At 68.5% G+C, this 15,509-nt stretch carries 13 protein-coding genes; 8 read left to right on the top strand and 5 right to left on the bottom strand.

What is annotated here, in order from left to right; genetic code table 11:
* Positions 1–27 precede the first annotated feature (27 nt).
* The 5 genes from AC5P1B_RS29580 to AC5P1B_RS29560 all read left to right on the top strand — a co-directional run bounded on the left by AC5P1B_RS29580 (position 28) and on the right by AC5P1B_RS29560 (position 4,955).
* Positions 28–945 (top strand): NAD(P)-dependent oxidoreductase, encoded by a 918-nt coding sequence (locus AC5P1B_RS29580; RefSeq protein ID WP_493891024.1) that lies wholly within the window; start codon positions 28–30, stop codon positions 943–945.
* 354 nt (positions 946–1,299) lie between these two features.
* Entirely contained in the window at positions 1,300–1,971 is a 672-nt protein-coding gene (locus AC5P1B_RS29575; RefSeq protein ID WP_493891023.1) for a peptidoglycan-binding protein, read from the top strand.
* Positions 1,972–2,130: 159 nt separating this feature from the next.
* Positions 2,131–2,544 carry a hypothetical protein gene (locus AC5P1B_RS29570; RefSeq protein WP_493891022.1) on the top strand — a complete coding sequence of 138 codons (414 nt, stop codon included), beginning with the start codon at positions 2,131–2,133 and terminating at the stop codon, positions 2,542–2,544.
* An 8-nt stretch (positions 2,545–2,552) separates the two neighbouring features.
* Entirely contained in the window at positions 2,553–4,376 is a 1,824-nt protein-coding gene (locus AC5P1B_RS29565; protein WP_493891021.1) for an alpha/beta hydrolase, read from the top strand.
* A gap of 9 nt (positions 4,377–4,385) precedes the next feature.
* Entirely contained in the window at positions 4,386–4,955 is a 570-nt protein-coding gene (locus tag AC5P1B_RS29560) for a hypothetical protein (protein ID WP_493891020.1), read from the top strand.
* Positions 4,956–5,044: 89 nt separating this feature from the next.
* On the opposite strand, the gene argS is transcribed toward AC5P1B_RS29560, so the two are convergent.
* The gene (gene argS, locus AC5P1B_RS29555) at positions 5,045–6,835 is read right to left on the bottom strand and encodes an arginine--tRNA ligase (RefSeq protein WP_493891018.1); all 1,791 of its coding nucleotides are present in this window, start codon (positions 6,833–6,835) and stop codon (positions 5,045–5,047) included.
* 212 nt (positions 6,836–7,047) lie between these two features.
* Between argS and lysS the strand changes: the two genes are divergently transcribed.
* Positions 7,048–8,796 (top strand): lysine--tRNA ligase, encoded by a 1,749-nt coding sequence (gene lysS / locus AC5P1B_RS29550; protein WP_493891017.1) that lies wholly within the window; start codon positions 7,048–7,050, stop codon positions 8,794–8,796.
* A 233-nt stretch (positions 8,797–9,029) separates the two neighbouring features.
* A complete protein-coding gene (locus AC5P1B_RS29545; RefSeq protein WP_493891016.1) occupies positions 9,030–9,242 on the top strand; it encodes a hypothetical protein in 213 nt (70 codons plus the stop codon).
* 99 nt (positions 9,243–9,341) lie between these two features.
* On the opposite strand, the gene AC5P1B_RS29540 is transcribed toward AC5P1B_RS29545, so the two are convergent.
* From AC5P1B_RS29540 to AC5P1B_RS29530, 3 genes are all read right to left on the bottom strand, one after another.
* A complete protein-coding gene (locus tag AC5P1B_RS29540; protein ID WP_493891015.1) occupies positions 9,342–10,997 on the bottom strand; it encodes a DUF2637 domain-containing protein in 1,656 nt (551 codons plus the stop codon).
* 219 nt (positions 10,998–11,216) lie between these two features.
* Positions 11,217–11,903, bottom strand: a complete 687-nt coding sequence (locus AC5P1B_RS29535) for a hypothetical protein (RefSeq protein ID WP_493891014.1) — start codon at positions 11,901–11,903, stop codon at positions 11,217–11,219.
* 114 nt (positions 11,904–12,017) lie between these two features.
* Positions 12,018–13,145 (bottom strand): DUF3558 domain-containing protein, encoded by a 1,128-nt coding sequence (locus AC5P1B_RS29530; RefSeq protein WP_493891013.1) that lies wholly within the window; start codon positions 13,143–13,145, stop codon positions 12,018–12,020.
* A gap of 162 nt (positions 13,146–13,307) precedes the next feature.
* On the opposite strand from AC5P1B_RS29530, the gene AC5P1B_RS29525 reads away from it, so the two are divergent.
* Positions 13,308–14,501, top strand: coding sequence for an RtcB family protein (locus AC5P1B_RS29525; protein WP_493891012.1), 1,194 nt, complete (start codon positions 13,308–13,310; stop codon positions 14,499–14,501).
* A gap of 211 nt (positions 14,502–14,712) precedes the next feature.
* Here AC5P1B_RS29525 and AC5P1B_RS29520 read toward each other — a convergent pair whose 3' ends face one another.
* A complete protein-coding gene (locus AC5P1B_RS29520) occupies positions 14,713–15,477 on the bottom strand; it encodes an SDR family NAD(P)-dependent oxidoreductase (RefSeq protein WP_493891010.1) in 765 nt (254 codons plus the stop codon).
* Positions 15,478–15,509 lie beyond the last annotated feature (32 nt).

Below are 15,509 nucleotides of genomic sequence, written 5' to 3'. Positions count from 1 at the left end.
ACACCTCACGGTGGGCTGGAGCAGCACATGTACGGGAACAATCTGACGCCGGTGACCGTCCTCGGGCTCGGCGCGATGGGCACGGCACTGGCCGAGGCCTTCCTTGCGGCCGGGCACCCGACGACCGTGTGGAACCGCAGTGCGCTGAAGGGCGCACCCCTCGTAGCGAAGGGCGCGGTCCACGCGGAGGCCGTCACGGAAGCGGTCGCCGCCAGTCCGCTGGTCATCGCCTGTCTGACCACGTACGAAGCCACACTCGAAGCCCTGGACCCGGCCGGTCCCGCGCTCGCCGGGCGCACCCTGGTGACCCTCAACTCCGGAACTCCCGGCGGCGCCCGGGAGATGGCCGCCTGGGCGGCCGGGCAGGGAGCGCGATTCCTCGACGGGGCGGTCAAGAACGTGCCTTCGGCCGTGGGGAATCCGGACACCCTGCTGTACTACAGCGGCGACAAGGCGGTGTTCGACGAGTACGAGGCGACGCTGCGGGTACTGGGCGGAGACACCGTTCACCTCGGCGCGGACGCGGACCTCGCCGCCCTGTACGAGACGGCCGTCGGCGGCACGTTGCTGCCCGCCCTCCTGGGCTTCTTCCAGGGCGCCGCCCTCGTCACGGCGCGCGGTCTGGAAGCCCGCACCCTGCTTCCGTACACCGCGAAATGGCTGGAGATGATTATCTCCGTCCTGCCGACCCTCGCGGAGGAGATCGACACCGGCGACTACACCAAGCTGGGCTCCTCCGTCGGCCTCTTTCACGCGGGCATCCCCCATGACCTCGAACTCGCCGAGGAGACGACCCTGGACGTCTCCTGGCACGCTCCCATGCATGACCTGCTGCGGCGGGCCATGGCCGATGGGCTCGGTGACCACAGCATCTCGGCGCTGATCGAGGTGCTCCGGAAGCCGGTGGGGCCGGATGCGTCACACGCGGAGGCGGTGAGCCGGTGAGCCGATGAGGTGGTGAGACCGGTGAACTGGTGAGGCAGGGCCACTCGGGCAATTCGCCCGCACTGCGTGGGGAATTCGGCCCGGCCTTTCGGGTGAAAGCGCCGGACGTACGTAAATGACGGTGGGTGGTGGCGGTGTCCCAGCGCGTACTTCCGGGCATGCTGATATCGCACATGTCGGCATTCAAGGCGCGGTAGCGGTAGTCGCCCCAGGCGGTACGGAATACGCGGTGCGCGCGATTCCTCGCCGACGGCCGTGGCGTCATGCGGCACGTGCCACGAGTGGCAGCGCGGCATATCCGGGTGCCGGAGGGAAAGGGTTGACAGAATTGACAAGAGCACATCACGGTGCGGTATGCGCATGAGGAAACTCACCACCGTCCTGGCCGCCGCTCTCGTGGCGATTGTCATCGAGGGCACCGCCCATGCCGCGCCGCCCTCCTCCTCTGCCTCGGCCGCCCCTGGCGACGGCAACGCGCACGGCGTGGCCTGGTTCCAGGCAAGACACGGTCTGCCGCAGACCGGCACGGTCAACGCGCGAACGGCACGGGAACTCCAGCAGGCGTCGGACGCGGAACTGCACCAGGTCTTCCGCACCGCCGCCGACCTCGGCCCGGAAGAACTGGCCAACGCCCGCACCGTGATCGGAGTCGGCAAAGGCGCCGGCATTCCCGAACAAGGCCAGGTCATCGCTTTGATGACGGCCATGCAGGAATCGAAATTCGTGAACTACCTGACGCCGGTGGACCACGACTCACTCGGCATCTTCCAGCAGCGCCCGAGCACCGGCTGGGGAACTCCCGAGCAGATCACCCACGTCCCCACCTCGTCCAAGTCCTTTTACGGAGTAGCCACGTTCGGCACCAACCCCGGCCTGCTCCAGATCCCCGGCTGGCTGGCCATGCCCCCAGGCAACGCGGCCCAGGCCGTCCAGCGCTCGGCCCACCCCGACCGCTACGCCCAGTGGGAACAGTTCGCCCGCGACCTCCTCGCCCGGGAAAGCCCGACGGTCGACCCGATCCCGTAACCGATCCAGTAGCCGATCCCGTAACCGGCCTGTGTCGGGGGCCGACCGGACCCGGGCATTCCGACCAACCGGGGGCGCCACCGGGCCGCCCTCTACGCCTTGTTACCTTCATACGTCGGAGAGTGAGGAGTGCTGTCCGCGAGGGGGGAACGATGGCGTTTGACCAGGGAGTGGGCCGAGCTGAAGCGGGACGCTTCAGTGAGCATGAATCTGGCCAGGGCCGAAGGGAACGGCGGGGGCTACGTGAAATCGGCCAAGGCGGCATGGAGCGATGCGGGCGCCGGCGTCGAGACGCTGGCGGGACACATCAGGAAAGCACTGGCGGAGCTGGAAGACGGGCAGAAGGGCGCGCTGGGCGGCGTGGAGAGTGCGGTGGCCCAGCGAGAGGTCTATGCCTCGTGGAAGCGCTACCTGAGCGACGTGAGCGGCAGATGTCGGGCATTGCGGGGAGTGCTGGAGAAGGCGGGCGCCGACCACTACAAGAACGACCAGGCGATACACGGCGCGTTCGACAAGGTGGGCGACCGCTACGACGACACTCCCACCGTCGGCGGCCGTGGCGCGGGTAAGTGAGCTGACCCATGGACTACGGCACGCTCAAAGCACTCAAGCCCCAGGCGTTCGAGGACGAGGCGGACGGGTATCGCACGGCCAGCAACATGGCAGGCTCGGCCAAGGACAGCATCGAGAACCAGATCACGGTACAGATGCGGAAGTTCCTGGAGGGCGAAGCCATGACGTCGGCGGGAAAGCAGTTCCTGTCCCTGGCGAAGAACTTCCACTACGTTCAGGTCGAATGCGGCCTCATCGGCACGGCCCTCAGCGCCTTGGCCGTCGACCTGCGGGCAGCCAAAAGCAAGCTGGACGCGGCCGTCGCGGACGCCGAGGGCGAGAAGTTCACGGTGGAAGCCGATGGCTCGGTCAGCTACCCGGCGGCGGGCGAGAAGGCCGACGGCAAGACACCGGCAGGCGGCACGGTGTCCGGCATCGCCTCGGGCAAGCCGTCCTCCGACCCGATCGACGTGTCCGGGGACGCCAGCAGCGCGGCCGACGCGCTAGACCGCCAAGCGGGCAACTTCAACCCCAACCCGAACCGTGCCCGGGCCCAGCAGTACGCCGACCGCATCGCCACAGCGATCAGAGAAGCGACGGAGGCCGATCAGATCTGGGCGCCGAAGCTGCGGCAGTTGAAGGCGGACGACGACCTGAACGTCTCGCACAAGGACTGGGCCGACGCGCAGCGGGACATGGGCGACGTCCGCAAGGGAGCGGCGCACTACCTCGACGACATCAAGTCCCCGCCCAAGGACGGCACCCCGAAGGACAACGCCGCCTGGTGGAAAGAGCTGTCCAAGGACGAGCAGGAGGCCCTGGTCACCTTGCGCCCCGCCAGTGTGGGTGCGCTGGACGGCCTTCCGGCCGAGGTCCGCGACGAGGCGAACCGGACGGTGCTCGCCGAGAAGCGGGGCCAGTACGGAATCAAGCTGGCGCAGGTCCCCAAGGAACCGGCCAAAATCGTTCCGGGATCGGTGGGGAGCCCGTATGCGACACGTTCGGCAAAGTGGATAGCGTGGGATAAGGAGTGGGGGGACAAGAAGTCACATCTTGATGCCTCCCTAAAAGGCATGCAGTCTATCCAAAGCCGCTTGGACAGTACTGACACGGGCCTGCCGCCCGCATATCTGTTGGGGTTTGACCCGGAAGGCAGAGGGCGTGCGATTATCGCCAATGGAAACCCGGACACGGCTGATCACACGGCGGTCTATGTGCCGGGCACGAAGGCGGGCCTGGGGAACCTCGACGGCGACATCAAGCGCATGACCGAACTGTGGAGATCGTCGGATTCGATGACCGATGGGTCTAAGGTATCCACCATCACGTGGCTAGGCTACGACGCGCCGCAGAACGTCGCGAAGGATTCCCCCTTCAGCCACTATGCAAACGATGGTGCTCCGGGGCTCAACCGATTCATCGACGGGCTCAACTCAACGAATGAAGCTGGTTCCGACAATCACACGACCGTGATTGGCCATAGTTACGGCACCACCCTGATCGGCTCTGCCGCCCGGCAGGGAGACCTTAACGCGGACGACGTGATCTTCGCTGGCAGTCCCGGCGTGCAAGTGGGGCGGGCGACTGACATGGACGTCCCCACGGGTCACGTGTGGAACGAGGAGGCCCTCGGAGACTGGGTACCAGAGATCGGCCGCGTCCCGCATGGTCACCGTGAGTGGCACTGGGACTCGGGCCTCGACTATGTCATCCCCAGCGATGACCGCTTCGGCGCTAACCAAATGAGCACTGACACCAAGGAGCACAGTGACTACTGGAAAAGCGGTTCGCAGAGCCTCCTGAACCAGGCGGGCGTTGTCACGGGAAATCCGGACCAGGTAGTCAAGGAGTAATGGTGAGAGATGCGTAGGTTCTACCGGACTGGTATGGGAAGTCGGAAGCTCTCTCTCGCCGCGCTGGCTGCGGTATCGGTGATCGTCATGACGGGGTGTTCGGGTATGGGTGATTCAGGTGCTAAGCAGGAAGAAAAGCCTGTGACTAAGGAAGTTTCTGAGGTCAAGGGCGAAGCGGAGGTGCTGTCCAGTGAGCTTCTGGACGTCATAGGCCTGCGCGGAGACGTAAAAGACTCAGGGCCGGGGGTTGGCGTCTGCGGAGGCAGGGATTCGGAAAAGTTCTATGTGATTCGCAACCCCTGGTCCCTTGTGGGTGCCCCGGCCGCGGACATGAAGCGGACCATGGCGCGACTGAAGGAAGACCTTCCGGAAAAGGGCTGGGACGTATCAGAGTCTGGTCGGGAAAACAGTGAGGCCCGAAGTCTCTACCTCGTCGCTGATTCCAAGAAGAGTAAGTTCTCGGTGCGTATCCGCCTGCTTGAGCCCTCGCCCAACTCCGAGTTGAAGAGGCCCATGCTGCACGTGGACCTCGTCTCAGCCTGCTTCCAGGTCCCCGACGGGCAGACCGTGGGGTACTAGAATAGTCGATCGCCGACGCCCCGCCTTCCCATGTAACAAGGGAAGGCGGGGCGCCGACGTGTGAAAGCCCGAGCCCGGAATGTGAGCCGTTACAGCCGCTCAGGCGTCCTGATGCCCAGGAGGGCCATGCCCTGGTGGAGGGTGCGGGCGGTCAGGTCGCACAGGAAGAGGCGGTTTTCCACCTGGGGCTGGCTGTCCGCCTTGAGGACTGGGCACTCCGAGTAGAACGTCGTGTAGTGCGAGGCCAGTTGGTACAGGTACGCGGCGAGCTTGTGCGGCTCGTACGTCGTGGCGACGTCGGACAGGACCTCGGCGAACTGGTCCAGGTGCAGGCCCAGCGCGCGCTCGGCCGGGGCCAGTTCGAGCTCCGGGTGGGCGGTGGGGCGGGTCTCGCCCGCCTTGCGGAGGATGGACTGGATACGGGCGTACGCGTACTGGAGGTAGACCGACGTGTCGCCGTTGAGGGAGACCATCTGGTCCAGGTCGAACTTGTAGTCGCGTGACGCGGACGTCGACAGGTCGGCGTACTTGATCGCGCCGATGCCGACCTGCGTCGCCCGCTCGGCGATCTCCTCGTCCGTGAGGTCCTGGGCCTTCTCGCGGACCACGGCGGACGCCCGGTCCACGGCCTCGTCCAGCAGATCCACCAGCCGCACCGTCTCGCCCTCACGGGTCTTGAACGGCTTGCCGTCCTTGCCGAGCACCGTGCCGAAGGCCAGCTGCACCGCGTCGACGTCGTCGTTGAGCCAGCCCGCGCGCCGCGCGGTCTCGAAGACCATCCGGAAGTGCAGCGACTGCCGGGCGTCCACCACGTAGAGCAGGGTGTCCGCCTTGAGGTGCTGGACACGGTCGCGGATCGCGGAGAGGTCGGTGGCCGCGTAGCCGTAGCCGCCGTTGGTCTTCTTCACGATCAGCGGGGTCGGGTTGCCGTCCGGGCCCTTCACGTCGTCGAAGAAGACGCACAGCGCGCCCTCGGAGCGGACGGCGACGCCCGTCTCCTCCAGGATGCGGCAGGTCTCTTCCAGCATGTCGTTGTAGCCGGACTCGCCGACCACGTCCGGGTCGCTGATCTCCATGTCGAGCTTGCTGAAGACCGAGTAGAAGTAGATCTTCGACTCGTCGACGAAGCGCTGCCAGAAGGCCAGCGTCTCCGCGTCGCCCGCCTGGAGCGCCACCACCCGGTCCCGCGACCGCGCCTTGAACTCGCCGTCGGAGTCGAACAGCGTGCGTGAGGACTTGTAGAGCCTGCCCAGGTTGGACATGGCCTCCTCGCCGGAGACCTCGCGCCCGTCCTTGTGGTCCAGCTCGTGCGGGTGCTCGATCAGGTACTGGATGAGCATGCCGAACTGGGTGCCCCAGTCGCCGATGTGGTGGCGGCGGATCACCTTCTCGCCGGCGAACTCCATGATCTTCGCCATCGCGTCGCCGATGACGGCGGACCGCAGATGACCGACGTGCATCTCCTTGGCGACGTTCGGCTGGGCGTAGTCGATGACCGTCGTGCCGGGCTGCTCCGCGTACGGAACGCCCAGCCGCGCGTCGGCGGCGCGGGCCGCCAGCGTCCGCGTGATCGCCTGGTCCGTGACCGTGATGTTGAGGAAGCCGGGGCCGGAGACCTCGATGTCCTTCAGCACGTCACCGGCCGGGAGGGCGTCCACGACCTTGGTGGCCAGCTCTCTCGGGTTGCCCTTCAGCTTTTTCGCGAGGGCGAGCAGCCCGTTGGCCTGGAAGTCGGCCCGGTCGCTTCGTCGCAGCATGGGGTCTCCCCAGCTCGAAGAGCTAGGGGAAGGGTCGGCGGAACCGGCCTCCGGCAGGGCAGCCGAGAGGGCGTCCGCGACGCGCTGGTGGACCGTAGCGGCTAGGGAAGGGACCGAGGCCATAACAGGGGTGCCATTCCTTTAGAGGTGCGAAGGGTCAGCCAAGTATCCCACGGCGCATCCAGCCGGTTTTTTGCCCGCGGGCCCGGAAGACGGGAAGCCGGTGTGACGGCGCGGCGCCGGAACGCGACCCCGGAACGCGACCCCGTAACGCAACCCCGGAAGCGCCCCCGCCGTCTGGGAGAATGGTCACCGCCAGGACCGCAAGGAAGGAAGTGCCGACCGTGGCTCAGAGCATCGAGGCCGACTGGGTCTCCCGTTTCGCAGACGAGGTCATTGCCGAGGCGGAGCGTCGCGCCCCCGGCAAACCCGTCGTCTGCGCCTCGGGCCTCAGCCCCTCCGGCCCGATCCACCTCGGCAACCTGCGTGAGGTCATGACCCCGCACCTGGTCGCCGACGAGGTCAGGCGTCGCGGGATCGAGTGCGACCACCTCATCTCGTGGGACGACTACGACCGGTTCCGCAAGGTTCCCGCCGGTATCGACCCGTCCTGGGCCGAGCACATCGGCAAGCCGCTGACCTCGGTCCCCGCCCCGCCCGGAAGCCCGTACGCCTCCTGGGCCGAGCACTACAAGGCCGCGATGATCACGGCCATGGGCGAGCTGGGCATCGAGTACCGGGGCATCAGCCAGACCGAGCAGTACACCTCAGGCGCGTACCGCGAGCAGATCCTGCACGCCATGAAGCACCGTGGCGCGATCGACGCGGTCCTCGACCGGTATCGCACCAAGGACAAGGCCACCGGCGCCTCCAAGCAGCAGCAGCAGAAGCAGCAAAAGCAGCAGAAGCCGGTCGACGAGGCCGAGATCCAGGCGGCCGAGGGCTCCGGCGCCGCCAGCGAGGATGACGGCGGCGCGGGCGGCGCGGGCTACTTCCCGTACAAGCCGTACTGCGGGGTTTGCGAGAAGGACCTGACCACGGTCGTCTCGTACGACGACGACACGACCGAACTGCACTACACCTGCGCCTGCGGCCACGCGGAGACCGTGCTCCTGTCCGAGTACAACCGCGGCAAGCTGGTGTGGAAGGTCGACTGGCCGATGCGCTGGGCGTACGAGGGCGTGATCTTCGAGCCCAGCGGAGTGGACCACTCCTCTCCCGGCTCGTCCTTCGTCGTCGGCGGCCAGATCGTGCGCGAGGTCTTCGACGGGCAGCAGCCGATCGGCCCGATGTACGCGTTCGTCGGCATCAGCGGCATGGCCAAGATGTCGTCCTCCAAGGGCGGCGTGCCGACCCCGGGCGACGCGCTGGAGATCATGGAGGCACCGCTGCTGCGCTGGCTGTACGCGCGCCGCAGGCCCAACCAGTCCTTCAAGATCGCCTTCGACCAGGAGATCCAGCGGCTCTACGACGAGTGGGACGCGCTGGAGCGCAAGATCGAGGACGGCACGGCCCAGCCCGCGGACGTGGCGGCGTACAGCCGCGCGACCCGCACCGCCGCCGGTGAGCTGCCCAAGACGCCGCGCCCGCTGTCGTACCGCACGCTCGCCTCGGTCGTCGACATCACCGGCGGCCACGACGAGCAGACGCTGCGCATCCTCAGCGACCTCGACCCGGCCAACCCGGTCAAGACGCTCGACGAGGCCAGGCCCCGGCTCGACCGCGCGCAGCACTGGATCACCACCCAGGTCCCGGCCGAGCAGCGCACGCTCGTACGCGACGAACCGGACACGGAGCTGCTGGTCTCGCTGGGCGACACCGAGCGGGAGTCGCTGCGGCTGCTCCTGAACGGCCTCGACGACCACTGGTCGCTCGACGGGCTCACCACCCTCGTCTACGGCGTGCCGAAGCTCCAGGCGGGCCTGCCCGCCGACGCCAAGCCGAGCCCGGAGCTGAAGGTCGCCCAGCGGTCCTTCTTCGCCCTGCTGTACCGGCTGCTCGTCAGCCGCGACACCGGCCCCCGGCTGCCGACGCTGCTGCTGGCGGTCGGTGCCGACCGGGTGCGCAAGCTGCTGGGCGCGTAGCGCCGGACCGGGCCCTCGCGCCGTGCCGGGTTCGCGCCGGGCGTGTGGGTGTGGCCGGCGGGCGTGACTGGTGTGTTCGTTGTGTGTACGGAGGGCCGCCTTCCCTGCTGGGGGCGGCCCTTCGCGCGTGCCGCCTGCGGTGGTCGCCGCTGGGGCGACTGCGTCGTTCGGTTGACCCGGACATCGGTCCAGCGGAGGACGATTCGGGCGCGCACGCGGGCGATGCTGGGCCCATGAGAGAGATCTTGGGCATCGTCGGAATCGTGGCCGCCATCCAGGGCGCGCTGGGACTCCTCGGCCGGTACTTCACGGACAGACCCTGGGGCATGCTCCAGCAGTGGTTCGACGTCCCCACGGTGGGCTACGTGGGCATAGCGGTGGTCGGCGCCGTCGTCGCGCTGTGGGGCGAGTCGGCCCGCATGGCACGCAAGCGGGGGCAGGTCTGAGTCACGTTTCCGCGCCCCTCCGCGCCCCCTCCGCGGTCTGGGAGTCCGCGAGCCTCGCACCGGAGTACCGCACCGGAGACAAGTCCTGAGCCCGCCCGTCTACGGGATGTGCTGCGTCTCCATCTCCATGCGGTACCGCTCGCGGAACTCGCGTAGCTCACCGCGTAGGGAGCTGGCGGGAAGCGGGCCCCCGCCGGGGCCTGTGACTCCGTAGAGGTCGAGCAGATAGCGGCTGAACGGCCGGGCCTCGGGGAAGTCGCCCCGCTCGGCTACGAACCGCCGGAAGGCGCCGTAGAACGCCTCCTCGCGCGGCACGTCGTCCGGAAGCCTGTTCACCAGGCTCACCGGGCTCACCGGGCCATCCAGCGCGGCCTCCAGCTCCTGGATCTGATTCTGATCCTGGTCCTGGCTCTGGTCCCGGTTCTGGTTCTGGTTCTGGTTCTGGACACCGTCGTAGTCGTGGTCGTCGGACGGCGGGGGTTCGGGGGCGGGTCTCGTCGTTTGCTGGTGTGGCACGCGCGGCTGGTCGGCCGTGTAGGGCGAGGCACCGCCCGCGTACCCGGTGACCTGCGCGTTGCCGAGCGCTCGACGGCGGCTGCCGGAGCCGACCGGCACGGTCACCTGTGCGGGGTCCGGCTCAGCGGCGTACGCGGCGGTGGGCGTCGGCTCGTCGGCAATCGGTGCGTCCGTACGCGGTGCGGTGGCTTGTTCCGCCTGTACCGCGTGTTCCGCGTCCCCCTCGGCGTTCCGTCCAGCGCCGTGGCCAGGGAAACGTTCGGGCACGGGCACGGGCACAGCCACGGGCAGGGGCTCGGAGACCTGCGGGGACGGGGACGGGGAGGCGTGCTGAGCCGTCGGTTCGGCCGCTTCTCGCTCGGTGGGCGACTGCTCGGTGGGCTGGGTGGCGGTCGGTGCGGCGGTCGCGTCGGACGAGGTGGGTGTGCCCACCGCCCCACCAACCGTGCCAACTGCCCCGACCGTGCTGGGCGACGCTGTCGGCAGCTCCGCGGGGCCTTCGTTCGCCGCGAGCGCCCGTCCGGTCTCCGCGGCCGCCGGCCGTGCCTCGGCGGCGGGGACGGTGATGCCCGCGGCGGCGAGCCCCGCCGGGGCGGTCTCCGCCAGCGGGACTCCGTAGCGGGCCAGTCGCAGCGGCATCAGCGACTCGATGGGTGCCTTGCGGCGCCAGGCGCGGCCGTAGCGGGCCTGGAGCCGGGCGCGGTAGACGAGGCGGTCCTGTTCGAGCTTGATGACCTGGTCGTAAGACCGCAGTTCCCAAAGCTTCATGCGGCGCCACAGCCGGAAGGTGGGGACCGGGGCCAGCAGCCACCGGGTGATGCGCACCGACTCCATGTGCCTGTCGGCGGTGATGTCGGCGATACGCCCGACCGCGTGCCGTGCCGCCTCGACGGCGACGACGAACAGCACGGGGATCACGGCGTGCATGCCGACGCCGAGCGGATCGGGCCAGGCGGCCGCCCCGTTGAAGGCGATGGTCGCCGCGGTGAGCAGCCAGGCGGTCTGCCGGAGCAGCGGGAACGGGATGCGAATCCAGGTCAGCAGCAGGTCAAGGGCGAGGAGGACGACGATTCCGGCGTCGATTCCGATGGGGAAGACGTGGGCGAAGTCGCCGAAGCCCTTGTCGCGGGCGAGGTCGCGGACGGCGGCGTAGGAGCCCACGAAGCCGATCCCGGCGATCATCACGGCTCCGGCGATGACCACCCCGATGAGTATTCGGTGTGTGCGCGTCAACTGCATCGCGGCCACCCGCGGTCCCTCCCCGCCATCGGCAACAGGCGCGCCCAGCCTGGCATACGCGTCAAGCGCCGACGGCGGGGGACCGTGTGGTGTGTGTGGTGTGTGTGGTCTGTCTGTGGTTTGTACGTGCGTCTGTCCGTGTGGTGTGTGTGGGACGTATGGGCTGGGTGGTGAGTACGGGGCGGCGTCCGGGCCGCGTACGCCCTGTGTGCCCGGCGGCTACTTGTTCCTGTCGGCCACGGCGGCGACGGCTTCCTTGGCCGCGTTCCGTGCGTCCTTCATCAGCTCGTCCGTCTTCGGCGGCTTCGCGTCCTCGTAGCCCGCGCCGTCGTACTCGACCGTGACGACCACGTTGGCGGTGCGGGTGACGACGGTCTGGTTCCTGAAGTCGTCACCGTCCTTCTTCGTGCTCGTGGCCACGGTGGTCGCCTCGTCGCCGATGCCCGTCGCCTTCGCGGTCTTGGCGTCCTTCGCCCCGTCCGCCGTGGTGGCCTTCTCGACCTGCTGGGCGGCGAATTTCTGGGCGCGCGCGTCACCCGTGCCGAAGCCGACGTCGGAGTGGAACAGCTTGAATGTGACCGTGAGCAGCCGGTACTGGTATCCGTCCAAACCGCTCCACAGGCAGCTGCCCGACTCGTTGATGTTGGCCGAGGGCAGCGTCTTGCCCTTCTTGTCCTTCGCCTTCGGGACCAGGTTCTCCACGGTCTTCTTCGGCAGCGTCTTGCACGCCTCGGGCAGCTTGGCGAACTTCGCGGGCTTGACGGTCGGCGAAGGGCTCGGGGTAGCCGACTTGGTGGCGTCGCTTGAGTCCTTGTCATCGGAGTCGGAGGAGCAGCCTGCGACGAGCATCACGGGTACGGCTGCGCAGGCGATGATTCGGGCGAGTCGCGGTGCTGTTCGGTGCATGGGTCGGTCCTTCGCTCATTCTCTGTCGATGGGCGGCCGTCCTGCCGCGTGACTAGACGGCACGGTACGCGGCCGATGCGTACGGCTGGCCGAAATGCGACGGTACTCGCCGGACTATTCGCTGAAGTGCCCGGGCAGCTTTCGGGCCAGGTCCTGGGCCTTGCGCTGCAGTTCTTCGCTGTTGGGGACGACCTTCTGGTCGGTGGACCACTGGTCGTATTCCAGCGTGACGACGACGTTGGCGGTTCGGAAGACGATGGTGATGTCGCGGTGGACACCGGAGTCCGCGGTGCTGAACTTGTCGTTCAGGAACGCCTCGTCACCGATCCCGTCCAGCTGACGGGGGGACAGGTCAGGACCGTCGCCGGAGTCACCCTCGTCTCCGTCTCCGTCTCCGTCCCCGGCGCCGCTGTCGCCGTCATCGCTCGCGTCGTCGTCCGGGTCGGCGGAACCGCCGGAAGCTCCGGGGTCGGCGCCCGGCTTGCTGCCCGGCTTCCCACTGGGGGTCGCGCCTTCGCCGGGGTCCCGCCCGGGCGCCGCCCCGGCGTCCGCGGTCGCACCGTTGCGGCCGTCCGTCGCGGCGCCGGTCTCGGCGCCCGCCCTGGTGCCGGTGCCCGCCCTCGTGTCCGCGTCCGCGTCCGTGTCTGTATCCGCGCCGATCTCCGTGTCGGTGCCGGTGGCGGCGTCGGTGCCGGTGCCGGGGGAGGGAGTGGCGGTCTTCGTCTCCTCGCCGTCCGGCTTGGCGGTGCCCGTCCGCGGGGGGCGCGTCGTCGGGGTGCCCGTCTCATCGGAGGTGGGGATCTTCGCGGCGGCCGACTTCTTCGCGTACGTCTCCGCCGCCCGGTCGTCGTCGCCGATCGCCGGGTCGTACGACACCACGCGCTCGAAGTCGAGCGTCAGGTGCCGGGTGCCCTCCGGCGTCGCCAGCTTCCAGCGGCAGCCGACGCGGCGGTCGGTGTCGTATGTGACGGCGGGCTGGCCCTCGAAGACCGCTTCCTGCTCGTCCTCGTCCGCGTTCTCAAGACCGGGCAGCATCGAACGCAGCGTGTCGCCGTCCACGGTGCCGCAGGGCTCTGGAAGAGTACGGAACTTACCGGGCTTGACGTTCGCGGTGGAACTGAAACTCCCGGATTTGCCGTCATCCTCACCGCTGGCGGATGAGCCGCCGGTGCATCCGGCGAGTCCGGTGACGAGCACAGCGGCGGTGAGCGCGGTGCCTGGTACGTACGGCCTTCGCTGCACTGTCCGCGGTTCCCTTCCCCGGAAAACTGGTTGCCGCGCCATGGCGGCTGGTGGAGACAATGTTTACCTCAACCGCTAGCACGTTCGCCGGTCCGCGGAGACATATGCGGCCTTGAGTCCGGCTTTTGCTTTTTCTGAGCTTTACGGGGGATTGGAGTCGTCGTGTCGTACACCGAGGTGCCAGGGGCGCAGGTTCCCATCCGCATGTGGGCGGACCCCGCGACCGTCGAGGGCGTGGCCATGCAGCAGCTGCGCAACGTCTCGACCCTGCCGTGGATCAAGGGCCTGGCCGTCATGCCTGATGTGCACTACGGCAAGGGGGCCACGGTCGGTTCCGTCATCGCGATGCACGGCGCGGTGTGCCCGGCGGCGGTCGGTGTGGACATCGGCTGCGGGATGAGCGCGGTGAAGACCTCGCTGACCGCGAACGACCTGCCGGACGACCTGTCGCGGCTGCGGGCGAAGATCGAGGAAGCCATCCCGGTGGGGCGTGCCATGCACGACGACCCGGTCGACCCGGGGCGGCTGCACGGCCTCCCGACGGCGGGCTGGGACGACTTCTGGGCACGGTTCAACGGAGTGGCCGAAGCGGTCAAGTTCCGTCAGGACCGGGCCACGAAGCAGATGGGGTCGCTCGGATCGGGCAATCACTTCATCGAATTCTGCCTTGATGAGGCGGGCTCGGTGTGGCTGATGCTGCATTCCGGGTCCCGGAACATCGGCAAGGAACTGGCCGACCACCACATCGGCCAGGCCCAGAAGCTGCCGCACAACCAGGGCCTGGTCGACAGGGACCTCGCGGTCTTCATCGCCGACACCCCGCAGATGGCGGCGTACCGCAACGACCTGTTCTGGGCGCAGGAGTACGCGAAGAACAACCGGGCGATCATGATGGCGCTCTTCCAGGACGTCGTCCGCAAGGAGTTCAAGAAGGTCACGGTGACCTTCGACACCGTTATCTCCTGTCACCACAACTACGTGGCCGAGGAGCGGTACGACGGCATGGACCTGCTCGTGACCCGCAAGGGGGCGATCCGGGCCGGGTCGGGGGAGTACGGCATCATCCCGGGCTCGATGGGCACCGGCTCGTACATCGTGAAGGGCCTCGGCAACCCGGCGTCCTTCAACTCGGCCTCGCACGGCGCGGGCCGGAAGATGAGCAGGAACGCCGCGAAGAAGCGGTTCTCGACGCGGGACCTGGAGGAGCAGACGCGGGGCGTGGAGTGCCGTAAGGACTCCGGTGTCGTGGACGAGATCCCGGGCGCGTACAAGCCGATCGAGAAGGTCATCGACCAGCAGAAGGACCTGGTCGAGGTCGTCGCGAAGCTCAAGCAGGTCGTCTGCGTGAAGGGCTGAGGTGTGGTGACGCGCTGACGTGTGTGTGCCGGGCTGGCGTGCGTGTGCCGAGGCTGGCGCGTGGTGCGCGGGCCGGTGAGGAGCACCGCGGCGTACGGGGGTGGCACAGGGGGCGGACGCGACGTCTGCCCCCTTTCGCTGTGCTCTCGCTGTGTTTTCGCTGTGCCGGGCCGGACCGGGATGAGCCGGGCCGGGCCGCTGGCGGCCTGCGTCAGCTCTCGCGGTGCACCTTGGAGTTCGACGCCTGGGCGCGGGGCCTGACCACCAGCAGGTCGATGTTGACGTGGCTGGGGCGGCTGACGGCCCAGGTGATGGTGTCGGCGACATCGTCGGCCGTCAGGGGCTCGGCCACGCCCGCGTAGACGGCGGCGGCCTTCTCCTTGTCGCCCCGGAAGCGTGTGCTGGCGAACTCCTCGGTCTTCACCATGCCCGGTGCGACCTCGATGACCCGGACCGGGGCGCCGCACAGTTCCAGGCGCAGGGTCTCGGCGATGACGTGCGCCCCGTGCTTGGCGGCGACGTAGCCCCCGCCGCCCTCGTAGGTGCCGAGACCGGCCGTCGAGGAGAGCACGACGACCGTGCCGTCGCCGGAGGCGGTGAGGGCGGGCAGCAGGGCCTGGGTGACGTGGAGCGTGCCGAGGACGTTGACCTCGTACATCGTGCGCCAGTCGGCCGGATCGGCGCTGGCCACGGGGTCGGCGCCCAGCGCGCCGCCCGCGTTGTTGACCAGGACGTCGACGGACGGGTAGTCGCCGAGGGCGGTGGCGAAGGCGTCGACGGCGGGTCGGTCGGTGACGTCGAGGGCGTACGCGACCGCATGGTGTCCCGCGTCGGTCAGTTCGGCGGCGAGCGCTTTGATCCGGTCCCAGCGGCGGGCGGTAAGGACGACGCGGTAACCGGCGGCGGCGAGCTGACGCGCCGTCGCGGCTCCGATCCCGCTGCTCGCGCCGGTGATGACGGCGGTACGTGCGGTCATGGATGCCTCCTCGGGCACTGCGGACATGATCT

Source organism: Streptomyces sp. A01, assembly GCF_059026195.1.
The sequence above is the reverse complement of the archived record's forward strand: the minus strand, read 5'-3'. Positions and strand labels throughout refer to the sequence as shown.